The organism is Mesobacillus foraminis, from assembly GCF_004340465.1.
Lineage (GTDB): Bacteria > Bacillota > Bacilli > Bacillales > Cytobacillaceae > Mesobacillus_B > Mesobacillus_B foraminis.
In genome coordinates this window covers 424,104-450,738 of record NZ_SLVV01000006.1, presented here as the reverse complement: position 1 = coordinate 450,738, position 26,635 = coordinate 424,104, and the positions used below count along the sequence as shown (strand labels likewise).

25 protein-coding genes and 2 pseudogenes are annotated in these 26,635 nt (G+C 38.5%); 5 read left to right on the top strand and 22 right to left on the bottom strand.

The window, feature by feature from the left end:
* Window positions 1-299 precede the first annotated feature (299 nt).
* Entirely contained in the window at window positions 300-1,403 is a 1,104-nt protein-coding gene (locus tag EV146_RS13190; RefSeq protein ID WP_132006867.1) for a GerAB/ArcD/ProY family transporter, read from the top strand.
* Window positions 1,404-1,833: 430 nt separating this feature from the next.
* Here EV146_RS13190 and EV146_RS13185 read toward each other — a convergent pair whose 3' ends face one another.
* The 4 genes and pseudogenes from EV146_RS13185 to EV146_RS13170 form a co-directional block, all read right to left on the bottom strand.
* A complete protein-coding gene (locus EV146_RS13185) occupies window positions 1,834-2,844 on the bottom strand; it encodes a phosphotransferase (protein ID WP_132006864.1) in 1,011 nt (336 codons plus the stop codon).
* 241 nt (window positions 2,845-3,085) lie between these two features.
* Window positions 3,086-3,655 carry a GNAT family N-acetyltransferase gene (locus EV146_RS13180; RefSeq protein ID WP_132006861.1) on the bottom strand — a complete coding sequence of 190 codons (570 nt, stop codon included), beginning with the start codon at window positions 3,653-3,655 and terminating at the stop codon, window positions 3,086-3,088.
* Window positions 3,656-3,907: 252 nt separating this feature from the next.
* Window positions 3,908-4,216: pseudogene (locus tag EV146_RS27890) on the bottom strand (class I SAM-dependent methyltransferase); the annotation flags it as partial.
* A 494-nt stretch (window positions 4,217-4,710) separates the two neighbouring features.
* Window positions 4,711-5,127, bottom strand: a pseudogene (locus EV146_RS13170) (DUF4275 family protein); the annotation flags it as partial.
* Window positions 5,128-5,482: 355 nt separating this feature from the next.
* Between EV146_RS13170 and cyoE the strand changes: the two are divergent.
* The gene (cyoE, locus tag EV146_RS13165) at window positions 5,483-6,418 is read left to right on the top strand and encodes a heme o synthase (RefSeq protein WP_132006858.1); all 936 of its coding nucleotides are present in this window, start codon (window positions 5,483-5,485) and stop codon (window positions 6,416-6,418) included.
* 92 nt (window positions 6,419-6,510) lie between these two features.
* On the opposite strand, the gene EV146_RS13160 is transcribed toward cyoE, so the two are convergent.
* Window positions 6,511-6,900, bottom strand: a complete 390-nt coding sequence (locus EV146_RS13160) for a tautomerase family protein (RefSeq protein ID WP_132006855.1) — start codon at window positions 6,898-6,900, stop codon at window positions 6,511-6,513.
* A gap of 223 nt (window positions 6,901-7,123) precedes the next feature.
* Between EV146_RS13160 and EV146_RS13155 the strand changes: the two genes are divergently transcribed.
* The 3 genes from EV146_RS13155 to EV146_RS27045 all read left to right on the top strand — a co-directional run bounded on the left by EV146_RS13155 (window position 7,124) and on the right by EV146_RS27045 (window position 8,534).
* On the top strand, window positions 7,124-7,690 hold the full coding sequence (locus tag EV146_RS13155; RefSeq protein WP_199232682.1) for a VanZ family protein: 567 nt from the start codon (window positions 7,124-7,126) through the stop codon (window positions 7,688-7,690).
* Between the two features lie 182 nt (window positions 7,691-7,872).
* Entirely contained in the window at window positions 7,873-8,157 is a 285-nt protein-coding gene (locus tag EV146_RS27050; RefSeq protein WP_158287099.1) for an MDR/zinc-dependent alcohol dehydrogenase-like family protein, read from the top strand.
* Window positions 8,158-8,183: 26 nt separating this feature from the next.
* Entirely contained in the window at window positions 8,184-8,534 is a 351-nt protein-coding gene (locus tag EV146_RS27045) for a zinc-binding dehydrogenase (RefSeq protein ID WP_158287098.1), read from the top strand.
* A 268-nt stretch (window positions 8,535-8,802) separates the two neighbouring features.
* Here the strand turns inward: EV146_RS27045 and EV146_RS13145 are convergent, their stop codons facing one another.
* From EV146_RS13145 to EV146_RS13065, 17 genes are all read right to left on the bottom strand, one after another.
* Entirely contained in the window at window positions 8,803-9,552 is a 750-nt protein-coding gene (locus tag EV146_RS13145; RefSeq protein WP_132006849.1) for a ZinT family metal-binding protein, read from the bottom strand.
* Window positions 9,553-9,841: 289 nt separating this feature from the next.
* Window positions 9,842-10,933: an NAD(P)-dependent alcohol dehydrogenase gene (locus EV146_RS13140; RefSeq protein ID WP_132006942.1), complete on the bottom strand. Its 1,092-nt coding sequence runs from the start codon at window positions 10,931-10,933 to the stop codon at window positions 9,842-9,844.
* A gap of 654 nt (window positions 10,934-11,587) precedes the next feature.
* Window positions 11,588-11,767, bottom strand: a complete 180-nt coding sequence (locus EV146_RS13135) for a cellulase family glycosylhydrolase (RefSeq protein WP_132006846.1) — start codon at window positions 11,765-11,767, stop codon at window positions 11,588-11,590.
* Between the two features lie 45 nt (window positions 11,768-11,812).
* Window positions 11,813-13,417, bottom strand: a complete 1,605-nt coding sequence (locus tag EV146_RS13130; protein ID WP_132006843.1) for a glycoside hydrolase family 43 protein — start codon at window positions 13,415-13,417, stop codon at window positions 11,813-11,815.
* A gap of 21 nt (window positions 13,418-13,438) precedes the next feature.
* A complete protein-coding gene (locus EV146_RS13125; protein ID WP_219916303.1) occupies window positions 13,439-13,831 on the bottom strand; it encodes an MFS transporter in 393 nt (130 codons plus the stop codon).
* Window positions 13,832-14,747: 916 nt separating this feature from the next.
* Complete coding sequence (gene ppsA, locus EV146_RS13120) at window positions 14,748-17,363, bottom strand: phosphoenolpyruvate synthase (RefSeq protein WP_132006840.1); 2,616 nt, start codon at window positions 17,361-17,363, stop codon at window positions 14,748-14,750.
* Between the two features lie 321 nt (window positions 17,364-17,684).
* Window positions 17,685-18,281: a class I SAM-dependent DNA methyltransferase gene (locus EV146_RS13115; protein ID WP_132006837.1), complete on the bottom strand. Its 597-nt coding sequence runs from the start codon at window positions 18,279-18,281 to the stop codon at window positions 17,685-17,687.
* 185 nt (window positions 18,282-18,466) lie between these two features.
* Window positions 18,467-18,886: a VOC family protein gene (locus tag EV146_RS13110; protein WP_132006834.1), complete on the bottom strand. Its 420-nt coding sequence runs from the start codon at window positions 18,884-18,886 to the stop codon at window positions 18,467-18,469.
* A 226-nt stretch (window positions 18,887-19,112) separates the two neighbouring features.
* On the bottom strand, window positions 19,113-19,694 hold the full coding sequence (locus EV146_RS13105; RefSeq protein ID WP_132006831.1) for a DUF4256 domain-containing protein: 582 nt from the start codon (window positions 19,692-19,694) through the stop codon (window positions 19,113-19,115).
* A gap of 114 nt (window positions 19,695-19,808) precedes the next feature.
* Window positions 19,809-20,915, bottom strand: a complete 1,107-nt coding sequence (locus EV146_RS13100) for a glycosyl hydrolase family 18 protein (protein WP_132006828.1) — start codon at window positions 20,913-20,915, stop codon at window positions 19,809-19,811.
* 192 nt (window positions 20,916-21,107) lie between these two features.
* A complete protein-coding gene (locus EV146_RS13095; RefSeq protein ID WP_132006825.1) occupies window positions 21,108-21,602 on the bottom strand; it encodes a GNAT family N-acetyltransferase in 495 nt (164 codons plus the stop codon).
* Window positions 21,603-21,746: 144 nt separating this feature from the next.
* The gene (locus EV146_RS13090) at window positions 21,747-22,541 is read right to left on the bottom strand and encodes a phosphotransferase (protein WP_132006822.1); all 795 of its coding nucleotides are present in this window, start codon (window positions 22,539-22,541) and stop codon (window positions 21,747-21,749) included.
* 430 nt (window positions 22,542-22,971) lie between these two features.
* A complete protein-coding gene (locus EV146_RS13085) occupies window positions 22,972-23,583 on the bottom strand; it encodes an FMN-binding negative transcriptional regulator (protein WP_132006819.1) in 612 nt (203 codons plus the stop codon).
* A gap of 22 nt (window positions 23,584-23,605) precedes the next feature.
* Window positions 23,606-24,124, bottom strand: coding sequence for a spermidine/spermine N(1)-acetyltransferase (gene paiA / locus EV146_RS13080; RefSeq protein ID WP_132006816.1), 519 nt, complete (start codon window positions 24,122-24,124; stop codon window positions 23,606-23,608).
* Window positions 24,125-24,150: 26 nt separating this feature from the next.
* On the bottom strand, window positions 24,151-24,603 hold the full coding sequence (locus EV146_RS13075; protein WP_132006813.1) for a MarR family winged helix-turn-helix transcriptional regulator: 453 nt from the start codon (window positions 24,601-24,603) through the stop codon (window positions 24,151-24,153).
* 312 nt (window positions 24,604-24,915) lie between these two features.
* On the bottom strand, window positions 24,916-25,197 hold the full coding sequence (locus EV146_RS13070; RefSeq protein ID WP_132006810.1) for a hypothetical protein: 282 nt from the start codon (window positions 25,195-25,197) through the stop codon (window positions 24,916-24,918).
* 448 nt (window positions 25,198-25,645) lie between these two features.
* Window positions 25,646-26,626, bottom strand: a complete 981-nt coding sequence (locus EV146_RS13065) for an aldo/keto reductase (RefSeq protein ID WP_132006807.1) — start codon at window positions 26,624-26,626, stop codon at window positions 25,646-25,648.
* Between the last annotated feature and the right edge of the window lie 9 nt (window positions 26,627-26,635).

Below are 26,635 nucleotides of genomic sequence, written 5' to 3'. Positions count from 1 at the left end.
TCATTTCGCCACACGATTTGACACCCCGCATCATACCAAGAGGGCTCTTTTTATTTCAAGTCCCCGAAAATCCTTCTAACAGGAATGCTCCTTTTACCCAACGTTACGGAAAAAAGTGGAATATCATGTGGGGATTAGTAAAAGATAGGAATGTGGATTAAGAAATGACAATCCTTCCTTAACTAAATTTATAACCGAGTACTACTGATTGTCACCCAAATTACGCTGGTTTACCGTAACTACCGGCCAATTCGTCATCCAGAAGAATTATAGTCCCAACACAAGGGAGCACAGATTTCATGGAAAAGGCAAAAATCAGCTCATACCAGCTGTTTGTATTGATGTTTATATTTTTGCATGGCACTGCAATGCTTGTCCCTCTTGCCATTGAAGCAAAAAAAGATGCCTGGCTTTCCATTCTGTTTGGGATGGGTGGAGGCTTTATTTTATTTTGGATCCAATATAGATTATTTGTTTATTATCCAGATATGACTCCGGTGGAATATATACAGAAAATAGTGGGGCGATTTTTCGGCAGCCTTCTCTGCTTTTTCTATATTTTATATTTTATCTATCTAGCCGCGAGGGTAATGCGCGATTTTGGATCCATGCTTCTAACAACTTTCTATTTAGAAACCCCATTATTCATTGTGAACGCCTTACTGTTTATTGTAGTTATTTATGCTCTCCAGAAAGGGATTGAGGTGATTGCAAGAACGGGTGAGATGCTCTTTATCTTTTTGTATATCCTCGCCATAGCTGGTTTTGTTTTGATCTTTGTATCAGGTTTAATCGATATCAATAATTTAAAGCCGGTGCTTGAGGAAGGAATTAAGCCAATAATAAAGGTGGCTGCAACCCAAACACTGTATGTTCCTTTTGGTGAAGCTGCTGTCGTATTTTCCTCGATATTTCCATACTTAAAAAATAATTACAAAACGAAATCAATTGGATGGTTTACCATGTGCTTAAGTGGTATCAATTTAGCCATCATTATGGCTGTAAATGTGAGCGTCCAGGGCGTTAAAATGACTACAAGGTCCCAATATCCGCTTCTCACAACGATACAAACAATTCAGGTTGCCGAATTCTTGGAACGCCTGGATGTATTCTTTATGTTTGCGGCAGTACTAGGGGTATTTTTTAAAGTCAGTTTGTACTTGTATGTTGCAGTCTCAAATACGGCAGTACTTTTCAAGATTAAGAAGCCATCTCAACTCGTCTACCCCTTAGGCTTAATCGTCCTGTTCCTTTCAGTAATAATTGCGGCCAGCTATCCAGAGCATATAGAGGAAGGATTAGCGTTTATCACCTCATATGTTCATCCTGTCTTTCAGCTAGTTATCCCTGTTTTACTTTTAAGCATAGCTTTCCTAAAAAATCGAAAACAACAGAACTATTAGGCCATATAATCGTCAAGAGAATATGGCCGCACTTACTTTAATGATTGTATAACCTATGAGTCTGAATAAGTCCCTTTGTTTTAATGCTGCAAGAAGAAAGTTTCTCTCAGGATTCAAGATTAATACGTAAGCCAAATTTTTTTATTTATAAAGAAGCCTCGAAATTGTAATTGTTGCTTGTTCAAACACCCTTTCGTTTAGTTTAAGTACATTACTTCACAAAATCAAAACGAATTAAGCTCTTTGATATAAAAGTAGGTATTACCCATGATGAAGTAATACCTTGTTTCTTTTAATATAATATTTATTTTTTTCTTTATAAAAAAATGTACTTAGAGATCAACAAGGATTTTCTAGTAGTATAGAAAAAGAAGACCAATCTGGTACACTTATCTTCCGAAGGGACCAATAAATTTTCGAGAAAACTGAACTATTTTTCACAAAATTTGTTGAACTTGTCTTGGTGTAATAAAATCCATGAAACTCTTTGTGCAGCCTTGCGAATATACTTCTTGACTGTATCAATAGAGTCAACCCCGTCATAATAACGGCCGAGAAAATGGATAAACACATCTAAACTTCGAAGCTGTATTAGAAGAGAAAGGGCTTGCATTTCTCCTTCAGTCAGCTTAATCCTGCTGCCATACCCCTTAAGGAAGGCAGTAATCTTCTTCAAAATAATGGTATCATCCTCTTCATCATCTATAAAATCGGAAATAGAGACCGCAACTTCCATCACTCGTAAGTCATGTGTAACAAATTCAAAATCAAGAATGGCGGAAATCTTTCCATCCTCATCCGAAAGTATGTTGGAAGCATTTAAATCACCATGAACGAGCTGGTGTGGAAGCTTTGTTAAAAATGGAACTTTGGATTGAAATGAAACTAGTTGTTTATAGATCATTAATAATTCTCGTGTTAACTCCACAAAGTCCTCGGGTGGATTTAAGGAAAAGTCCTTAATCTGATCCAAAGAACATCTCGGGTGTGTGCTATCCATATCATAATACGGCTTATAGACTGGAAGTTGATTCACACGGACCTCGGCAAGTTCTGCAGAAAGTTGACCAGCCGCCTTACCAAATGAATCTATTTGATCTAAGTCCTCAAGGGCTGGATTCATTCCATCGATAAATCTAAATAATCCTGCAAGAAATCCGGATTGAGTTTTGACAATGGTTTGCCCATCTTTCGTTCTCATTGGTACAGGTATGGAAAAGGAAATGGGCCGATCTTGTAATGCTAGTAACACAGCATGTTCAAAATTTACCTTGTCTTCATCTTGATGGGTTTCATAAATTCTCAATACGTAATGCTCATTGTTTGCCAGAATAAATAGGGTTGTATTGTTTTCCCCACTTGGCCCGGGAACAATCTCCCACTTCTCGCCAGGGAAATACAAAGGTACTATTTCTTCAATACTTGATAAATAATTTTTCATCTTATACAATAATCCTTTTTACCAAAAAGTCTATCATGTAAAGGTAAAAGTAGGAAGTATTTATGAATAGATAAATAGAAAGAACTTTAAAAATGAAGGTTAATTACACAAAATGGATCTTAAACAAAAAATGCCAGTTTTATTATCAATAGGGTTGTGGAAGTAAAGAAGACTTTCCAATTAGAGCCCTCTTTACTATAAGTAGTAATCTTCACATCTAACGTTAAATTGACTGTTGGATCTAGCCATTTTTAACTTCATCAAAGTCTTGCTTTAACAAAGAATACATATATAAATCATCAAATTTACCACATGTAAATTCATAATTCCTCAATAACCCTTCTCTGATAAAACCCAACTTTTCCACCAGTCTTTGAGAGGAGGAATTAGGCGGCTCTATCAATGCTTCAATCCGTTGAAGATCCAAATGTTCAAATCCATAACTTATGATTGCTTGAACGGCTTCAAAGGCAATCCCTTTTCCCCAATGATCTTTACTTAATTCAAAGCCAATTTCAGTTCGGAAATGCTGTAAAACACTGTTATGAAAACCGCAGCTGCCAATAACGGCTCCTTGATCTTTTAAAGTAATTCCCCATCTGATCCCTGTTTTATTCTTTTGGATTGACTGATACCATGAAATTTCATCAAGGGCATCGTTTATCGATTGAAATGGATTCAGTCCATAATATTTCATTACCTCTTCATCTGATAGATATTTCAAAAGGCTGTTTGAGTCCTCTGTAGTAACTTCTCTTAATACTAATCTTTTCGTCTCAAGTCGAGGAAATGGTTCAGTATCAAGTATCATTCTAACCTCTCCTCCGTTTCATATTCCCTTTGCCCTGTTTGTTTCAGACAGAATTTGTGCCCTGGATAGATTGGCTTTTGAATTCTAGTCACATACACAATACAATGTCACCCGTTCTTTTTGACTGGCCTTTTCATATGTCTTAATATTGTGGCACCCGGGGCAGAAAGTACCTGCCCAACGAAAACGTATCCGAACCACAAGCTAAACAAAAGGAACTTTTTATGTAACGCAAAAAAACAAGCATCCCACTTACTTAATACTAGTAGATATAAACATGGAGGCATCTTGGTTCATAAAAATACGATTTCCATGGCAGAATGTCCTCACTTCACTTGAGTTAAATCCAGCTTGTGCTAATCTTTTTTTCAGTTCTTCATGCGAAAAACCATTATGTTTCGGATGATTTATTTTATCGTTTTTTCGAAATCAATTATAATGAGCTGGCCGCCATCAGGTAAGATGTTGAATAATTCTTGTAAAATTTGTTCAGTATCCTGAATATGAAGAAGCAAGTGACAGCAGGACGATGTCTGCCTTAAGTTCAGAAGATTTTCTTGTGTGCTAAAAATCCGGTTCAAGTTTTAACAATCTTTTGGCCATCCTTGGTTCTCACTGGTACTGGTATGGAAAAGGATAGGGACCGTTCTTACAACGCAAGCAATACATCATGCTCATAGCTCACCTTGTCTTCATCTTAATGATTTTCGTATATTCTCAGTACGTATTTCTTATTGCCGAATAAATAGAGTGGTATTGTTTTCTCCGCTCGGCCCCCGGACCAGCTTCAAGTTCTCACTTTGAAAAAAGGTATGATTTCTTCCATATAGGATAAGTGTGTTTTATCTTAGTCAAAAGTCCTTATTTTAACAGAAGTTTATCATTTGGTGGAACAAGAAGAAAGTGTTTTTACGGGAAATGGTATGAACAATGGAGCTTAAGTTCGCCTAAGATCCAATAATAAAGCAGACCTTTAAGTTCTTAAAAAAAGCCCCATGGATCATTGGCAGCCTGTCTTTCATCGTTAGCTCAGAAAGCAACCTTTTATTATTAAAGCTGAAATAAGGACCGCACAACCACGTTTCGTGTGTTTGTACGTATGTCCAATTAAACCCTTTATCTACAATATAAATATCTTCATCTTAAAGGTCATTTGCATCGAGCGTAGAGGCATGTTCTAGAAAAAGAACATAATTGGAATGTTGATAAAACACTTAACACTCATTCTTCAGTTGATTGTTGAATAAAGCTTGAGCTTTTTCTCCCTGAAAACAATCTTTCTTCTCATAACTAAACAAGTGCCATAAATAGCCACAAAAACCACTCGTATCAAATAGGGAAATTGAGTTCTTATCTTCTTCACTTAAATGCTTGGCAAAATGAATCTCCCATTGCTTTCGTAAATAAGCTCCCCATTTTGGAATTTCAGTGATCTTTATCATTTTGGTTTTAAGTTGATCGTATAGCTCCATCATTTTTTACCTTCCTAAAAAAATAGTAAGCTGCACCCATAAGGGAAATACGGAACACAGCTCTGCTCTTTATCAGAAAAAAACTGGTAACTGAGTCACTAATGTATTGCTGGTGTAACAGATACTTCGCTCAATTCCTGGAAAAGGCCATGCGCCTTATAGTATCCCTTTAGATAATGGAACGAGATAAAAGCTATTCATACTTAAGAAATCCCTTTTCTTTGTTTTAAAAGATACAGGTAATTACTGGTGGAACGTCATTTTTAAACTTTATCCTTAAATTGAATCAACCTTTCATGGTATGATTAAAGAGATGTAAATTTGCACAAGAATACTTTAAAAATAGGGGATATACATGGAAAATGGACAATTACTACCTGAAACAGTTTTAGAGTCAGCGACAGGAAGTTCTTCTAAACTTCTTAGCTTATTAATCGATATCAAATATCTATTAAAAGGTAAAGTGTTAGTAGCCAATGTGCTGCCCGTTTTTACAGCCTATTGGTTAGCACTTTATTTTAATGGGGAACCATTTATAGATCATTTAGGCCTTTTTCTGTTAACAATGGCCGGAAGTACACTAGTTATTTCCGGAGCGCTTATACTGAATAATTGGTATGAAGTGGATTTGGATAAAAAAATGGTCCGCACCCAAAAAAGACCCACAGTTACCGGGAACTTCACCTTGAAAACCGTTTTATGGTCAGGAATCATTACATCCATCATGGGACTGGTCATGATGCTGTTTACAACACTTGAAGCAGCCGTTTATTCATTTTTAGGCTGGTTTGTTTATGTAGTACTCTATACATTTTGGACAAAACGCAGATATACATTGAATACAGTTGTTGGCAGTGTTTCAGGGGCTTTAACACCATTAATTGGCTGGGCAGCAATCGCACCAGTCTATCATATCGTGCCGATCATTATGTTCTGTATATTATTCATTTGGCAAGTTCCGCACACGCTTGCCATCTCGATTAACAGGTTAGAAGATTATACTCGGGCCGGGGTGCCTATGCTGCCAGTCGTTTCCGGTGTTGAGGTTGCGATTCGCCAAAACTTGATTTACATTATTGCCTTGCTGCCTTTCCCATTCTTTTTGATTAGTTCTTTTGGGTGGTTTTTCTTTCTTTTTGCCACTTCTCTAACGATTGGCTGGATTTTGCTGGCAATGAAAGGATCGCAGGCAAAAGATGTGAAAAAATGGGCACAGACTAATCTGCGTTACTCGCTAATCTATTTAATTTTAATCTTAATTGTAATGGTTATTTTAACTTCACTATCCTGAAATAAAACTGGAGGGGAATCTTTCGTTGAGGAAGATTCCTCTTTTTTTTAAACAGTACAGATAAAAAATTAACAACCTACAATGGAATTACTTCATACATCCACTTTATAATGTAATGCTAATTCATCACCAGGTACCCCTCTTATCCCCCAGTTATGCATTGGTGTTTCAAAGATGGTGATTTCAATATCCTCAGAAGTTATACTCAGCTTATCTTGAATACGTTCGAATAGCAGCCTAATCAACTGTTTTTTAGCTCCTGCCGACCGCCCTTCGAACATGCTGACCTCAATGATGGTATAGGCATCGGTTCTTCCGCTCGCATAATAAAAATCTTCCTTCTCCATGGAAATAAAACGGTGAAATCTCTTATCCTCAGGAAATTCAAGTGCTTCCACCATACAAGAATGTATGACATCCGATAGTATTTCCTTAACTGGATTTAACCTGTCTTTTACCCCGTAAATCTTAATCTGCCCCATTCTCCTCTCACCTTTCTCATCTAAACTATACTGAGCTATCAATCATCACTATTCCATAAAAAATTGGAAATTCCTTCTTAAAATACTAAAAGTAAGCGCGATATGATTTACTCTTGGCTTATCTTTGTATCATCTTGTCGGAGCCAGATGGAGTTATTGTATAATTAATATAAATTGAATTTTTTATTTTTAAATCATATGAATCTCAAGGGAGCGGCTTTGATTGCTACAGCTAAACAACTATAAAAAGGTATATCTATTTATTCTTTTGGGCGTTTATATAGCCATGTTGATCTATTTTATGTTTTTCGGATTTGGCCGTCCTCAGCTCACAGAGATCCGAGAATATCGGTACTGGCTGATACCTGATTCAATTCCTTTGTGGCTGCCCAAACAATTTTCTATCGATATTATAAAACTATGGACTTTTGCTCTTGGCAATCTTCTGGCATTTATTCCGTTTGGTATACTAGTGCCGATGTTGTTTAAGAAACATATTCATACATACTTTAAGTTTTTTATCTTGTTTGTGTTTTTTATTTTATGCATGGAAATTTTACAAATGGTCACTTATTTAGGAAGTTTTGATATCAATGATATTATGGTAAATACAATGGGTGCCACAATCGGTTTCTTTTCATATCGAGCAAGTGAACGTATGAATACTTCAAGAAAGGCACTTGTTTCGATGGGATTGTCCATTTTTATATTCATTTTGCTGATGTTTTCCATAGCGTGGGCATATAACCATACCATTACGCCATACCTTAAACATACTTTCGGTATATGATTCATTCGTTTTTGTCATCGTGTGTGACCTCACACTCTGGTCAACCTAACTTTTGTGTAGTTCATTAGCTTTAGGAAAATAATTTAATTCTTATAAAATGAGAAGAAAAAGAACGAAGTCCAACATCGGAAAATCGTTCTTTTTTTGGGTTATGATAACCCCAGCCACGGAACTGTTGCATCTTGTGCAGAGCAGGCAGTTATGCAGAGTATGCAGTAGCAGATGAATCTTTCATTTCGAGAATACCCCCAACTGTCTCTTTTAATGAAGCCGGCGGGCTGCCTGCTGTCGCCTTGACAGCTTGGCATTCGTTGTTCCATTACGGAAATCTGCAGCCAGGCGAACGAATCCTCATCCATGCCGGGGCTGGCGGCGTAGGTCATGTAGCCATCCAAATGGCCAAACTTGCAGGCGCCTATATTATCACAACAGCAAGTTCCGAAACCATGATTTCGTCAAACAATTAGGTGCAGATGAAATTATTGATTATACGGTGGTTGATTTTTCAGAAGCTGTGAAAAATGTGGATCTTTTTTTTGATGCAGTTGAGGGAATGAATCAGGAGAACAATTTTAAAGTTTTGAAAGATGGTGGCAGGCTGGTTTCGATTGTAACGCCAAACATCTCGGATATAGCTAAAGAATATAAGGTAGATGCGCAATTTGTTATTGTTCGGCCCAGTCGCAGTCAGCTCGAACAAATAGCGGACTGGGTGCAGGATAAAAAGGTAAAGCTTCATATAAATCGTCTATTCCCTTTGACTGAAACGAGTATGATTCACGCCCATCATCTGATTGAAACAAAGCATACGAATGGGAAATTGGTTGTCCAAATCCGAACCTGAATCTTGGATACCCCTTATTGAGATGTGTGGATACTCCCTGCTTGGGTTCCCTCATCCATAAAAAAAGCCGACTATTTGAAAAGGACTCTTACTAAATCCACTAGTGCGCTCTCAAACTTCGAAGAAAGAGGCAATCCAATGGCCAGCCTCTTTCTTCTTTCTGGAGCAAGGAGGAATGAACCTCGACTTCATAGTTGTCTCCGGTGCGCTAGAATTGACGGGAAACTACTTTTGTATAAGTACCCTTGATCAGGGCACATTTCCTCAATTAATGAGACATCATCTCATGGGCAATTTCATGTCCGTCCATTTCAGCTGGGTAGTACGTTGGCCAATTGGTAACTTCCTTCAACAAAGCTTTACGGTCATCGCCCCAATACAGGTGATAATGACTAGCCTCTGTCGGATCGATACTATGGTCGCTAAATTGAATATACTGAGGAAGTCCTTCAGCTTCTTCTGCAAGTTTGAATATGTATCTTACTCCTCTGTTTCCAGCATCGTATGTTAGTATTTCGTACCCGTCATAAATATATTGACCAGAAAGTTCTTCTCCTTTCTTGAAGAAGGTTACAGTATCCTTTTCAATCTGGATACGGTCAACATCTGTCTCATACCCCTTGTTGTAATACTCCTTATACTGTTGAGCTGTCTTGTCGCCATTATGTTTTTCTTTATAAGCAAATACCTCGTCAAGCGTACCGTCTTGTAGATATGGGTATACAGATTGCCAATCTCCTTGCCAATCAGAAAGTGAGCGATCCTTTACCTGGCTGTCTTCAAAATATCCCTCATAAATTTTTTGAAATTCTTCATCTTTTGCATGATCAAGATCGTGTTCATGTGTATGACTTTCTGATGTTTGCTTTTGAGCTTCAGAAGAGCTTCCTTTAGATGTACTGCTTACGGAAGATTCCTCAGCTATATTTATTTCCTCGGATGTACTTTCCCCCTGGCACCCGACCAGTAATGAACTCATTGCTAGTACACTTAATCCTCTTGCATATGAAAACTTCATTTTTAACACTCCTTCTCTTAAATCGAAATGATTACGATTTTCATTATATAAAAAACCTTACGAATCGTCCAGTAGCAATTTTTTAGGATAGACAAAAAAAATTCTCCTATCCGGAGGACCCTGGTATTTTATTTAGAAAATTCTCATATAGCCACCTGCTGAAAAATGCGCATAATGCCCCGTAACTCTTTTCTCCTCCCTCCTGAATGATGTACCGTGAGTTTGCAGCGATAAAAAAAAGCATCCACTTCAAAAGTGAATGCTCCCCTTTGGTAATCATCAACTGAAATTAGCTGCTAATTTTCACTATGGGTTTAATGGCCGTTCCATTTTTTGAATCTTGGAATGCCTTATTGATCTCGTTGAACTCATAAAATTTAACTAATCTATCAAATGGGAACAGCCCTTGCTTATAATAATCCACCAGCTCCGGGATAAAAACCTGAGGTACCGCATCCCCTTCAATGACTCCGACCATTGTTTTCCCTTCGGCCATTATTTCTTCATGAACATGGATGCTCATTTCCGGTGTCACTCCCACAATGGCAAGTTTTCCAAGCGGGCGAAGCGCCTGAAGGCCCTGGCGGACTACCGGCGGCACACCTGTGGTTTCAATACCGTAATGGGCTCCCCCATTCGTTATCTTCTTGATTTGTTCCACCACATTTCCATCCCTCCCATTAATAACATGGGTAGCACCGAGTTCCCTGGCTAATTGTAGCCGGCTGTCATGGAGATCAGTTGCTATGATATGTTTACAGCCCGTTATTTTTGCCGCCATGACTGCGCTCAAACCTACTGCCCCCGCACCATATATCACGATGGATGTTCCAAACTCCGGCTTTAGATGGTTGAGCACTGTCCCGCTGCCTGTCTGGATACCGCAGCCTAAAGGTCCTAATAAGGCAAGATCAACATCCTTATCCACTTTCACCACGTTTCTTTCATTAGCGACTGCGTATGTACCAAAGGATGACTGACCGAAAAAGGTGGAAAGGTTGTTGCCTTCCTTCTGTAAACGATGTGTCTGATCATCCATCTTTCCGCCAAAATTTAGTTCGTTAAAATCCGTACAAACGGTCGGATGCCCTGTTAGACAGTTTTCACAGCGGCCACAGTAAGCAAATGATAAAACCACGTGATCCCCCGGTCTCACTGTTTTTACTCCCGTACCTGTTTTCTCAACTATTCCAGCCCCTTCATGCCCTAGCACAACAGGATACGGAGTCAGCCCGGCATCGCGCGCTACCGCGTCGGTATGGCATACACCGGAAGCAACGATTTTAACCAATACTTCGTTTGCCTTCGGTTCGGAAAGCTCCACCTCCTCAATTTTGAACTCTTCTTCCTGACTGTAAGTAATGGCTGCTTTGATTTTCACTTTTGTTCCACTCCTTTCATGATTGGTCAACAAAGCTTGATGGTAGCCCATGAAACACCTTGCCTCCAACCCTTTTATTGTTTTCAGTGGAGGGTTATTTATGTATATCTAAGATCTAGACCCCTGCCCTTTGGATGGTAACGAAATTAGAGAATTAAAAGAAAAAGCTGATTTCAAATGGGCGTTATTCTCTCCCTTTTGAAATCAGCCATTAAACTGAGTCATTTTTCAATAAATTGAATTTTTTCGTTCGCATGTTTTTTCACTATATTCAGCAAGCCTTCGTTAACCTTGCAGTTTTTAAAAGCGAACGACTGCATGACAAGGTCTATTTCCCTCTTCAGACAAATCTGGGTCAAGTGTGACTAACCCCATAACCCCATAACCCCAACATCATTATAGGTCCAAGTCGTCCAGTGTGCGCCGAATTCTTCGAAAAATGCTTATCTTATCATCCACTGCACTTAATCGATCGGGCACCTCATTTCTAGCCCTTTATAAACGGCTCCAAACTCCCCAACCCAAAGAGGAACATTGTATTTCTGTACAAATTTAGTTCCTTCTTGACTATAAAATACTTCCTCCTGGTCAGATTTGTCCCGATCGATTTTTACCGCTTTCTACCCGCGCTGTTTTGGCATCGGCCACTCCCGGTTATGGCCCAGGTCCAAAACCAGCTGCCGTATAGTTATGACTGCTGTAAACCAGACTTTTTGCAAAAGGAGCTTCTAATCCATCAAACAGCTTTGAATAGTTATCCCCTACTAGGAAAATGATGTGAACAGGATTGATATTCCGGATTGCTTTAACTACCCTTCTGTAGATCGTATTCATTCTTTCCCGGTCCCTAAATCAATAATTTCTTCCTTTCCATACTTACTAAAGTTCTTTATACGTAAAATAGTCAAAATCAGCCTGCTTGCTTGTTCCGCTGGTATCCTGGCAATGCATGCCAACAAATGCACCGGTAAAACCGTTTAACCGAACATATTCATCCGATAGTTTATAAGATTCGAATGTTAGCGGAATATCAGTCCATGTTTTGTTATCAAAAGAATAAGCAAATTGATAAGTATGTTCCCTGACGCTCACTTTTAAATGAACGTATTCCGCCGATTCGGGAATTTCGATTTCCGACCCGTGCAGCGGCTGTGAAAAAGTAAGGTTATCGCAGCTCATAATATCGATCACTCGGCCCTTTTCTTCATTCCAGGTAATTTGAACAGATGTCCAATTCTCGGTATTGTAATAGCAAACCAAGCCTGCAGCTTGCTGGAAAGTATCAGGCTGGAAGGCAACGGCCGTCCCGGCATCAAAGTTGAGTGACTGCCAACGACGCGCAACCAATGCTTGAGTAAAGCAAGACGTTAATGACTCTTTGCCATAAAGGCGCAAATTTCCTGGCTTTTCGGTCAAAGACATCATATCTTTCGTTAATGGAATGCGTAATGACTGAAAATGATGGTTCAAGACTGCTCTGTCAAAATGGTCAACCTCATCATAATCCTGTTCCCATTTCACTTCTTCCGTTTTAGGGGCTTCTACTTCAACAGATCCCTGTTTCCCGCCAACGACATATGGCCAGCCGTCGTCTTTCCATTCAAGTTTTTGAATGGCCGTCTCTCTTCCCAGTGGACAAAAACCGCGATAATCAAGAACAGGTTTGTCATCGTGTGACAAAGGTCTGCCGGTCAAATGTGCCAAATACCATTCATCTGTATGAGTATGAACGAAGGAGGCATGTCCGCATTTTTGCAATGGATTTCTGGGATCATGCCAGGAAGTGAGTAAAGGATGATCCGGATGCAATTCATAGGGTCCTTCGATCTTTTTCGATCTGGCCAGAGTAGCAGCGTGAGCATATCTTGTTCCGCCTTCTGCTGTCAGCAGATAGTAATAGCCGTTGATAAGGTATAAATGCGGTCCCTCCGTCAGCCTGATATCTGTTCCTTCAAAAATCACTTTTGGCTTTCCAATTAAACGTCTTTCCTCATGGGAGTATTCTTGTAAGACGATTCCTCCAAAGGAGTGTTTATACGTTCTTTGGTCCCAAAGCATATTAATGATATATTTTCTTCCGTCCACATCATGGAATAGAGAAGGATCAAAGCCGGAACTATTTAAATAGATTGGGTCACTCCACTCCCCGTCAATGGTGTCACAGGTAGTTAAGTAATTATGTGTATCCTTCCATGCTCCTGTATGCATCTTGACATCTGAATAAATAAGCCAGAATTTTCCGTCCGAGTGAGTTAAGGCAGGTGCCCACACTCCGCCTGAGTTGGGATTTCCTTTCATATCTATCAGGGATACCCGATTTAATGGACGCGATACAAGATGCCAGTTTACAAGATCCTTTGAATGGTGGATTTGAACCCCGGGAAACCATTCAAATGTTGAAACCGCGATATAATAATCTTCCCCGACCCGGCAGATGCTTGGATCCGGATTAAAACCTCTTAATACTGGATTTTGAATTTTCATTTGGTCTGCATCCTCTCGTTTTTAGTACAGCAAGAATCGATCACTGAATATGTAATGGATAATAAAATATAAGTCGTATAGGCATATACTTTCATAGGATCCGAAAACCCTTGAGTTGTAAAACAGAGAATCGCTACACCCGTAACCAAAAAGGCGCCGTATAAAAGATATGGGCAAAAATCTGCAGGATGTTGTGTTCGTTTTATCAGTCACCGCCCCAATAAACGGATCGGCAACGGCATCAATCAGTCGAACAATCAGACACATAGGTCCAGCCGCTGCAGCCGAAATTCCAAAAACTTTGGTATAGCAAAATAAAAGATAACTACTGACAGTTTGATAAATGAAGTAAGTGGCAGGATAAATCTTCTGTCGCCATATAGATAAAATGAAGTGGCAGCCACCTGATATCATTTGATGGATTAAACTGGAGACTAATCGTCATACTTGAGCTAGAGAGATTAGACTTTACCAGAGGTCTGAAATGAGCATATTGTTAGTTTGTCTGTCATCCAAACAAAGTGACTTTTAAGAATCCTTTCGTCCCTCCTTTCTCGATCAGAAAAAAGTTCTACTCTGCAGTCCTCCACCAATCTATCAAGCATTGCCTAATCCTTCACTTTTCCTCAGGAATAAATTTCAGGATTATCGTAAGCGAAACACAATTGAGCATCAAAAAAGATGAATGTACAACCATAATAGTTCGGGATGTATGCGCTGTCAAACCCTTTATTAAAAGAATCAGAGTAGAGAATCTTGCTTTTGTTATACTAAAAGGGCAATTCAGATCAATTTCTTCAGACTAAGATAGTAAAATTTATAAAATCTCATAAAAAAATAGGTTTATGGGCAGAAGTAAATAATTTATATGATAACGTCATGGGCCATTTTCTTATTTTTTCCCGAAAATTTGTTGATCACTTTCTATCTTTTTTTTATGGGTCACTAGTCGCATAAAAGATATAGACATTATGTTTAATCGCAATAAACAGTCTATGAAAGTTGTCTATTGCTTCGAAAAATGAAATCGGCGTTTAACGAATGTTTATAATCTATCTTAAGAAGGACTAATACAAATAACTGCGGCACATTTTAGCCATTTGGATCATTCATTTAAGTATAATTTTTCAAACATCGAATTATAGCCGATCCCCACAATTGGAAAATCGGCTGTATTAAGCCTATTCACTAGCGTTGGACCAATCTATCTCCTTTGTAAGAATGTGCCACCGATACACTTATCCAAACATCTTGTGCGGATGGAAAGAACCTAGGACATGGCTAAGGTAATCGCTGAACGGTGATCGTAATTTCACCTATCCGTATTAGTTTACAAGATTTCAATATACCCTTCAGTTCCATTCACGCGAATTCGCTGCCCATCTTTTATTAACTGGGTAGCATTTTCCACTCCAACAACTGCCGGCAAGCCGTATTCCCGTGCGATTACTGCTCCATGTGTCATCAGTCCGCCAACCTCTGTGACTAAGCCTTTTATGGATACAAACAATGGTGTCCAGCTAGGGTCCGTATAGGAAGTGACTAATATATCTCCAGTTTCTAAATCCGCTTCTTCCATGTTAAAGATCACACGTGCTCTCCCCTCGATCGTACCCGCAGAGACTGGTAAACCTGCCATCGCTTCAGGTGGGAGATTTTCTCGTTTATACTTCCCTGCAATAATTTCACCATCCGATGTGATAACCCGTGGAGGAGTCAGTTTTTCATATAATTTATACTCGTCTTTTCGTTTGCCGATGATCTGGTAATCCAGACGATTTGTGCGTACGACTTCTCGAAGTTCTTCAAATGTGAGATAGTAGATATCCCCTTTTTCATGAATAACATTGGCTTGAACCAGTTTTTCGGCTTCTTTCAGTAAAGCCTGCTTATAAACAAAGTAGCGATTGATCATGCCGTATTTTGGATATTCCCTATAGCCGCTGAAATTCCGGATGATGCTGATTAATCGTTTTGTCTCTTTGGCTTTTTGTTTACCATCAGGCAACTGCTTTAATCGACTTAATAACTCTTGTTCTTTTTTCAAAGCTTCCTGACGCCCTTGCTCAAATTTCAGGATGCTGGCATTAGGCTCAAAGTTTTTAATGTTGCTGAGAATTAAGGGCACAAGTGCAGTTGGTTTTTCGCTCCAGCGAGTTCTAGTTATATCGATTTCTCCGGCACACCGCATTCCGTATTTGCCGAGATAATCATTGATAGCGTCCTGGGTTTCCTGGCCACCTTCAAACTTGGTTAGTTCATCCAAAAAGTGATCATCTCTTACATGTTGTAAATAATCAATTACTTCTGGATAAGGACGAATCACATCAGCGACATCCAAAAGCGCCAGACCCATTTCCGAAGTAATATTGTTTGGGACAGATTGAGAAAGCGTATCTGCTGCGTTTTTTTCACCAAGCCACTTGTTCATGTTTTCATTGATCCATGATGAAGCATCCATAGCCGCCATAATCACACCCAGACTTTGTGGGTCAAATAAAATCTTCTTTAACTGCTGGATATCTTCTAGAATAAACTCAATCAAATCCGATCCTGATTTCGTTTGGATGTTTTGTTTTAACACTTCTATTGAGGTTTCATTACGCTTAATCAATTCAGTAACGATGGGGAGATCGTTTTCAATTTGGGCTTGAAGACCCGAAGGCGATATCCCTTGATTGCTTTTACTTGGCTCCGGTATTTTTTTATCAGCTGGTGACGATTTTATAAAATCTTCGCGCTCTACGATAGTTATGAGTGCGTCTTTTATGAGCGGATCAGATTTCCCCAAGGCTTCTATTATCATTGTTCTGCTGACAGGGGAAGCCAGATTCTGTGTGATATCAACAAACAACCTTCCACCCGCTTTACGCATGGGTGCAGGAGTTGTTAACAGGTAAAAAGACAATCCCAATGGTTTCATGGGGTCAGTCATCATTTGTTGATGACCGACAGATACATAGACGTGATTGTCTTGATCATTTGCTTCAGGGATTGGGAAAAGAGTAGTGATTGGACGACTCTGGACAATATAAAAAGTGTCATCAACCAAACACCATTCGATATCCTGCGGGCAGCCAAAGTGGGCTTCGATCTGCCTTCCAATGACTGCAAGTTGTAAAATTTGATGTTCAGTAAGTGTTTGAGCCTTTTGCTCACGAGGATCAATCTGCTGTGTTTCCGTTCCGCCTTCTGTTCGTCCATAGATAGCCAATTTTTTGGCTGCTATCCTCATATCGATGATTTTCCCATCCTGTACTTTATAATAATCCGCAGATACCAGACCAGAAACCAGTGCTTCTCCAAGTCCAAAACTGGCATCGATTGACAGGACCTTTCGGTTGGAGGTAACAGGGTCGGCCGTAAATAAAATCCCTGAAGCCTGTGGAAAAACCATCCTTTGAACAATGATGGAAATATAAACATGCCTCTGGTCAAATCCATTTTGCATGCGATAGATTACCGCGCGATCCGTAAATAGTGAAGCCCAGCATTTGCTGATATGCTCCAGGATTGCTTCTGTGCCGATGATATTTAAATAGGTGTCTTGCTGACCAGCAAAGGAGGCATGTGGCAAATCTTCGGCAGTAGCGCTAGAACGCACTGCATAAGCATGTTCTTCTCCCATCTGGGAGAGATAGTGAGTAACTGCTTTCACCACATCAGAGGGAATTTCTGCTTCCAGAATGCTTTGCCTAATCTTCTTGCTGATTTCACCAATTTGATCCCGATCCTCTACTTTTAGCATTGTTAGTTGATTCAACAAAGCTTGATACGTTTCGTTTTGTTCGAGGGCTTTTTGATATCCACCTGTAGTCATACAAAATCCTTCTGGTACTTGTATTCCTTCGATCTTAGATAATTCCCCTAAATTTAACCCTTTTCCGCCAACGAGCGAAAGCTGTGTTTTATTCATCTCCTGAAAACCGAGAACCAAAGAACTCATTCTGCATCTCTCCCAACCAGTAAGGTTCTTTTGATTTTAGCAACAGAAGATGAGAATAAAAAGTCTATATTTTCCATTTTACAAATGTTATAATTAAACTAGGAAGAGAACAAAACACTCTCGAGACCTGCCTTAAAAATAAGCCAATATCCGCGCTAACATCCCCTCGAAAGCAGCTTATATGCCTTTTACCCCACAGTTTGCATATGTCCATTTAATCTGTTTTTATGTTAAGTACCAGTGATCATAATCCTGTGCTTCTTTAGGGTAAATTCCAAAACCCTTGATATGTTTGAGTGAACAAAGTAACAAACCAAGAAATCACTTTATACTGCTGGATATAAACATTGAGGCATCTTGATTCATGAAAATACGATTCCCATGATAGAACGTCTTAATTTCAATTGATTTAAATCCCGCTTCGGATAATCTTTTCTTCAGCTCTTCATGAGAAAAACCGTTATGAACTTTGGGATGATTTATTTTATCGTTCTTGTCAAAATCAATAATAATTAGCTTGCCGCCATTATTTAAAATGTTGAACAATCTTTGTAAAATGTTTTTAGTATCCGGAATATGAAGAAGGACGAGCGACAGTAAAACAATGTCTGCCTTTAGTTCTGGAGTTTCTTGAGTGAAATCTGAATAAAGGACTTTTGAGTTGGCAATTCCTTTGTGAGAAATTTTAGCTTTCGCAACCTCCAGCATTTGTTCTGATGAATCTACCAGCAAAATAGAATCAACCAAATCCGATAGTTCTAAACTAATTAGACCAGTACCACTCCCATAGTCCAATAAAGATTTTGACTTACTATTTGCAAGTTCTGGTCTTACTTCCTTGACGATAACTTTAGCTAATTCCATTCTTTCTTCTGTATCATATCTTTTTGCCATCTGTTCAAAAACGTTATTTTCCATAGTCTACTCCCCTATTTATTAAAATGATGTAAGCTGCAATAAGGGTCATTATAGGAAAAATTAAAACCTTCAGGACAAATCTCCCCTTCAGCAACCTCTTATTAAGTAACCACCCAATTAGCGAACAAGAAAAAACGATCCTCCAGTATTGAAGCATCGCACCCGTTGATCTTAAAATTCACTTTCTATTGGGAAGTTACATATTTTTCTTTGAAGACTGGACTTAATTCACTCCACACGTCAAATTTATTTCCATCTAAATCATAGAAAATAAAATTCCTTCCTGGATGCCCTCTATCCTCAATTTCTCCAACTCTTATCTGCTTTTCCGTAAAATCTTTATGTATAGCTTCTAGAGCATTTAATCCATCTACTTCAAATGTTATCGAAAAACGCTCTTCACCGTATATATCATAGAAATTTAAGCTTTGATTTTCTTTTGATCTAACAAGAAAAATACTTTGATTGGCAAAATTTAAAATTGCTTTATCTTCGTCTTTATAGCTTAATTCTGCCCCCAACAGGTTTACATACCATTCAGAAGAAAGTTTTACATTTGAAACTGGGATATACGTAGTGCCTACTCTTAATAATGTTTGTTTCACTCAATCCACTCCTTTCAAGATCTATAATAAATCCATTCTCCTTTTATGCTCTTTTATCCTTTAAATTCCCTAATATTGCCTCTTATTTAACGAACTCCATTATTTCAATAACAAAAAGGGATCGCAGTAACGATCCCTTTTAATCAAAAGCACATGTTGATTAAAGAAATCAAAGCCTTCCCCAGGTGTGCCGTTCCCATATTTTACTCTTAGCTGCTGTGAAAATTTAGACCCTTAGCGAGCCACGGAACCCTCTGGCAGCATAGTAAGAGTCCGCACCATTGTGATAGACAAAGACGTGATCGTAGCGACAATCGCAAAAAAGAGCACCGCCGAGTTTTCTAATATCAGAGGGCGTCTGCACCCAGCTCGACGTTTTAATATCAAAGTTTTCTAGTTTCTGCAAAGCCCGGTATTGTTCCTCCGTTAACAGTTCAATCCCCATTGCATTTGCCATATCAATAGCGCTATTTTCTGGTTTATGTTTTTTCCTGGACTCCAGCGCTTCCCGGTCGTAACAAACACTTCTGCGGCCTTTAGGACTTTCCGCTGAACAATCACTAAAAAAGTATTCGTCCTTCTTTTCATCATAACCAACAACATCGGGTTCACCGCCAGTTATCTCCATTTCGTTGAGCGACCACAGTTTTTCAGGATTAGCATCCAGCTTCGCTTGGACTTCAGCCCATTCAAGGCCTTTATGGCGGTGCATATTTTCCTCAAAACGGGCATTCAAAGTTTTGAATAATCCTTCACGTTGTTCTAGTGACAACTCGTTTTTATCGCTGACTTTATGATTATGTGTCATGTTAGATACTCTCCTCCTTTTGTTTATACTTATCATGGTTTAAGTATATATAAATGTTTGTTCTAAAATAAATCATTTTCTGAAACTATTTGGGAGAACCACCATATTAGTGCATTACTTTTTTACTTGTATTTTTTCGGGTATAGTCTTCCAGTACATTGGGTCTTCCAAACCAAGCCGCCAAATCCCGATTCCCCGCAAGTCATATTTCTCTACAAGGTTTAGCTTAACCCCGAGACTGCGGCTATTCTCAAACCAAACCTCATGGCTGTTATGTTTCTCATCTATGTAACCGAAATGGGGTGTTTGCGAACGGGAGTCCCATTGAACTTTAGCTTTATATTTTGTTTTCTGTTCCATTACCTCTTCATAGGAGCTGTACTTGGCTTTGCCTTCTGTTGTATCCCAGTCCCATCCATACCCAGCAATACCGAGTAAAATTTTTGATGGTGGCACTTCTTGTTTCAAAGCATAGCGAATGGTTGCTTCTGTCCAATCGACGGATGCTGTTGACCCGGGTTTTGTTCTTGGGTTGTGTTCATCATATGTCATAATCATTAATCCATCTGAATATTGCCCAAGCTTTTCGTAATCAAACCACGGTGACCAGGGATTAGCACGGGAATCACCTGTGTTTGCCGGAACTGACACCGTAACGATTTTTCCCTCACGATGCAGGGCATCAGACAATTCTTTTATCAGCAGACTAAAGGAATCCCGATCAGCCAAATACAAATTTTCCATATCAATATTAATACCGTCATATTTAAACTGATTCATTTCATTGCGTAAGTTCTGAATAAAAACATTGCGATTTTTATCATTATCGAGTACATGGTTTGCTACCTGCTTGCCCTTCTCGACGGTTTCATAAAAGAGATTATGTACAACCATATATACCTTCAGATTCTTTTCATGAGCACTCTGGATAACCTTTTTCTTATGATCTGCTGTGACGGAATCTATCAGACTGCCTGGACGTTTATCATCAAGTTTATACCAAAAAGGCGCAATGATGCTTATACTGTTGAAATGCGAGTTAACTGTAGGCTGAGAACCTGGATACGTCCCTTCCTTTTCTGTGTAGAAACCTAATACCTCACGAGGAGTTTTAGCCTTATTGGGCTCCTCTTTTCTTTGTATATGATTACATGATGACAATAGTAATAATGCCACGCTTAAAACAATGATGGTGATTGACCAATAACCTTTTTTCGCCATAATACACCTTCTTCTCATTTGTCTATTTCTTAAGATGATGAGAAAAATGGAAACTTATTCAACTAATTCACTTTCCCCAAGGGGTCAGGGAAATCTCCACAAGTAATTTATAAATGAGAATGGCTCGCTCCCTTCTGAATGTTCCTGCCCTAAAGCTGTATAATAAAAAAGCCGCCGAATGGCAGCATGCTCTTAAACTCTTGTATCTGTTTCTAGAAGACAGACTTTTTTATAATGAACAAGAGTTGCCTTTTCATTTAGTTTATGTTGCCATTTCACTAATTTGTATCCCATTTTTTCATATAAGTAACAGTTACGTTTTTCCTGTAAGATCGTCCTCAATTCCCAAGTTGTTGCTTGAGGGAATAACTCCTCCATTAATCGAATCGCTTTCTGAGCTATACCCTTCCCTTGATATTCAGGTAAAATAAACATTGGACTGATCCAAAATTCTGTTTCTTCTCTCCAATATACACATATAGCTCCTACTGGAACATCTCCAAATAGTATTTTATAAAATCCTCCATCGGGATTATTGATCCTTGTCCGCACCTTATCAAGTTTCTCATTAGCAGGATTTGTATCGTAATCTTTATATTTATCCAATAACGGAATAAATGCCCTTACCTGAATATCAAAGATAGCCTCCGCATCTCTGTCAACTGCTTTTTCCAATCTGATTTCCATAGCATCTCCCAGTAGAAAATAGATTCTGTGATCAGGAATTATTTTCTTTACTACTCCGTCTAGTTGGATAAGAAAAATACCGGCTGGACCAGCTGCCGCTTCTTTAGGCTCTTACACCATTTAGATGAATAAACATTTTCACCTCTAAGTCCACTCTTTCCCATGTTCACGAATGAACTTAATATCTTTTTGATAATGTTCTAGATGTCCCTGATCGATCATCTTTTGAAAAACGCTGTCACCTTCACTTGCTTTTCTTTTCATGTATTTACATAGCCCTTCTAGTCGCAGCAATACCATCTCCAAATAATCTTCTTCTATTCCCTTACCGTAGGATTTTAAAAACAATTTAACTCTTTGTTTTATACGGTCCGCATCTTGTAATGAACGATAATAAACTGCCTCGCCTTTTTCAGTGTAATAAAGCCTGCTTAAAGGAACGCAAGTGTAAAGAGTATAGGCTATGTCCCAAAGTCTTGGGCCAGGAGCAGCAACATCAAAATCAATAATACCTGCTGGTCTTTCGTGATTAAAAATGATATTGTATATCGCAAAATCATTGTGGCATACAACCTCTATATTGTTTGGTGTATGATCCATCGGTTCCCATTCATCTGAGAACGGAAAATCACTTACAGCATCATGGTAAAGACGGAGCATTCTTGCTATTTCCATTAAAACATCATCGGACCACATGTATTCTTTTAAAGGATAATTACCAGCCTCTCCTTCAATAAAGGATAATACCTCTCTTCCTTTTTCATCAATGCCCAAAAACTTTGGTGCATAATTGAATCCTTTGTTTTCCAAATGTTTTAACAGCTTGTGAATAGTGGGACTTTCCGGCTTTATATCTCGCCGAACAGTATCTCCAGAACGATATACGTTGGAGACATTCCCTCCTGTTAGGGTTTCTTCGTTTTCTTCCTTATTTTTCATAAAAATCCCCCCCCCAAGTTTGGGACGCTATTATCTTGTCATAGAGATGAATGATCACTCATAAATAAAAGCAGATATTCTAAGGTATCTGCTTGGCAATGGAAATAGAGTTATCACACCATGTGTCCCTTGATTAATTGGAAAATTGACAAATAATCATTCCTTAAGAATAAGGAATGCAGCTGTCCCTATCCAATTAAATAGTGATTTCAAGGTATTCTGCATATGAAGTATATATTCCTCTTACGTTTCTTTTCTTTTTTATAATGCGTGTTTGATTACAAAATAAACACTATAGTTTTCTGACTATTTCTTATAAAAGGATAGCAGTTTCATCAGCCTCATAGCTTTATAAGGAAAACTCAGGCTCATTGTAACAGGATCTTTAGCTCCTGCACCCCTTCGCTTAACTCCACAGATTGAAATAATATTATTTTAAAAGATTCTTCCTCATAAGGGAGGCAATTTGTATATTATCTTGATTAGAAGTTTTCTCTAAATGCTCAATAATTAACTTTTGCCGTTCTACTGAGTGATTTTGACTAAGTTTAGCTTTTGCTTCCATTTTGGTGATTTTTATTCTGAATGCCACAATTCCTTTACTCATTCCCTCGATAAAACCTGGTTCTACAACATCTAAATTGTATGGACTACCTGGAAGCTCATATTTATCTACCAAATCATTTAAAGAATCTACTATTCGTTTTTCATCTTCTATGATCTCCAACTGCCCATATACATGGACGGATACATAATTCCAAGTAGGCACTGCTTTCATTGATTCGTACCATGAGGGGGAAATATAACAGTGGGGACCCTGGAAGACGACAAGAATTTGCTGATTTTCAGCATCCTTCCACTGTTCATTCGGACGTGCAAAATGACCATATAAAGCATTTTCATATTTATTTAACATTAGCGGAAGATGAGTTGCGCAGGGTGCTCCTTTATGCTGAGAAAATAGGGTTGCAAATCCGTATTTTTCAATAAACTCATAAATTACTTCTTCAACATTAATATTAAAATGTTTAGGTATGTACATCCAAATCCACCTTTCTTAAAAGTTATAGGAGTGTTTTGGTCATAATAAAATCCGTTTGTGCTTCATCGCCCATATGAAAAGAGTGGGCTCCAGTTTGAACAAACCCCATTTTCTTATAAAAAGCTATAGCATTTTCATTTCTTTCCCATACACCCAGCCAGATTTTCTTTTTATTTTGCTCCACAGCAATTTCAACCGCCTTATTTAGGAGATATTTGCCAAGCCCGAGTTTTTGGAATTTGCTCTTTATATAAATCCTTTCGATTTCAAGTGATTCTATACCCATCTCTTCAGACTGAGCATCATTGGTATTGACCTTTAAATATCCGGCAACTTCATTATTAAAATATACAAAAAGGAATTGAGTAGAAATATTGGATAATTCTTTTTCTAATTGTTTTAGGTTAAATGCTTTTTTCAGGTAGGCATCCATATTTTCTGGTGAGTTCTGATCTTTGAAAGTGTCATTAAATGTTTCATAACTAATTTCTTGAAGTGTAAGCAAATCTTCAATGGTGCACCGTTTTAATTTTATAGTCATATTTATGAGTCGCTCCCTTTTTAAAATCAATAATTTCTCTTGTTTCCCTTTTTAACAAATTCCCAGTCTACTTCAATATTTTTTCTAACTCTTTGAAGCAGATTAAATAGGGTTTCTATTTCTTTTTCGGAACATCCAGCTAATGCGACCATATTGGAATAATCATTTTCTCTTCTTATGAATGGATAGACATTTTTCCCTTTCTCTGTTGGAAATAGTTTTTTAATTTTTTGGTTATGGGGATCGTCTCTCTTTTCAATAAAGCCATTCATTTCAAGTTTTTTTATAGCACGAGCTGCTGTTGTTCGATCTACTTTTATCATTTCAGCTACCTTTTCCTGAATGATCCCTGGGTTTTCACATATTCGGACAAGGTACAAATACTGCCCTTTTGTAAGCTCATATTCTTTAAATTCGATGTTGCTAATAGAATCTAACGCCCTCGCAATCATTCCAATTTCACGCAGAATTTCCTTCATAAATCCAACTCCATCATATTGTATTTACAAATACTCTATTCATTATTATACTGGCACTTTGTTGCATTTACAACAAAAAACAGGTGAGGAATTCTGTTTTCCTATTCAATTCCTTCGCCTTAGCTAAACATGGGTATCTGTCTATCCTCAGCCGGATCTTTGGCTCTTGCATCCGTTACTTTACTTACATTCTTCATTAATTTAGCTTGAATACAGCAACGCTTCCGTTTATCCATATTAAAAAGGGTTCGCAACAGCGACCCTCCTAAAACCAGATGCGATCATTAAATTGAGCATCATTTCTCAAATTAGTTAACTAATATTATTTAGCCAGGTCGTAATCCGAATAAATTGTAATGGTTGAAACCAAGTAGTTAAAAAGAGAATAATGAAGAAAGAAATAGGAGAAATGAATTTCAAGATTCCTTCTTCCTGTTTCGCAATTGCAATAAAACTAAGTACAATTCCTGCACATAGAGAAACAAAGCCTAATAAGACAATAAATTCAGTATAACCCTCCATTATCCAATTGACCCCAAATAAAAGTAATCCTAAAACTATAAAACCAAATGAAAGTAAACTGAATAGTTTCATAATGGCACCTCCAAATAAATATTACCAGTTTTTAGTGAAGAGGAATGTTTTATTCATCCCCTTTAGTTGAACAAAGATATCGCGGCCAGGCGGCCGGGCAGCAAATTCAAAATGACATCTACTGGCCATCCTATAAAATAAGTACGATGGTTTTCTTACTTTTTATGACTATCCGTATAGTGCAATATGTTTAATCCTTCTTTCCGGGTTCCCTCCCCCATTTACATGTTTATACAGATATACTCAAGCTCATATCCCTTCCTGCTCTTGCTATCCTGCCCCGTTACAAGTGATCTCTTTATTGCAGAATTGCACCCTTTCCTTATTGTGTAAACTTTGGATGAACAAAAATGGCGATCTTCAGTGGAAGAATCGCCATTCGCATGTACACTTTAGGTGGAAGTTTCACTCTAGTTTTCTTTAGTTTTAATACTGGTTTAATTTATCATTAATTATGACCAACTATTGGGTGTGGTATATACGGCTCTTCCAGATAGGCAACGTCCTCATTTGTTAACTTAATCGTAAGAGCACCTACGGCATCTTCAAGGTGAAATATTTTAGTAGCTCCGATAATAGGAGATGATACTGTTTCTTTCTGCAGCAGCCATGCGAGTGCGATGTGGGTACGTGGCACACCGTATTTTTCTGAGATGGCTGCAACTCGTTCTACCACCAATCGATCTGCATCAGCTGTCGAATCATATTTAGATTTTTGAATTTGATCTGTTTGTGAACGATGCGTTGTTTCCGACCAATCACGCGTCAATCTCCCCGATGCAAGCGGGCTGTACGGTGTTACACCAACTCCTTCTTCCTTGCAGAGCGGCAGCATTTCCCGCTCCTCTTCGCGGTAAATAAGGTTTAAATGATTCTGCATGGAGACAAACTTCGTCCATCCATTTTTTTCAGCTACATGTAATGCCTTTTGGAACTGCCAGGCATACATGGCAGAAGCACCGATGTACCTTGCCTTCCCAGCCTTCACAATATCATGCAAGGCTTCCATTGTTTCTTCAATAGGAGTATGGTAATCCCAGCGGTGGATGATATAAAGGTCAACATAATCAGTCTCCAGCCTTTTAAGGCTTTTATCGATTTCACTCATAATTGCTTTTCGGGAAAGTCCGGATCCGTTTGGTCCCTTATGCATTTGCCCGTGTACTTTAGTTGCAATTACAACTTCATCACGATTGGCATAGTCCTTAAGAGCCCGGCCAAGGTATTCCTCACTTGTCCCAAGAGAGTACACATTCGCTGTATCAAAAAAGTTAATACCCAACTCGAGTGCTTTTTTTATAACCGGACGGGACTCCTCTTCATTAAGCACCCATTGGTGAATCCATTTGCCGGCGTCCCCAAAACCCATACATCCTAGACATAACCGAGATACATCCAAGCCTGTGTTGCCAAGTTTTACGTATTCCATGTTGCGTAT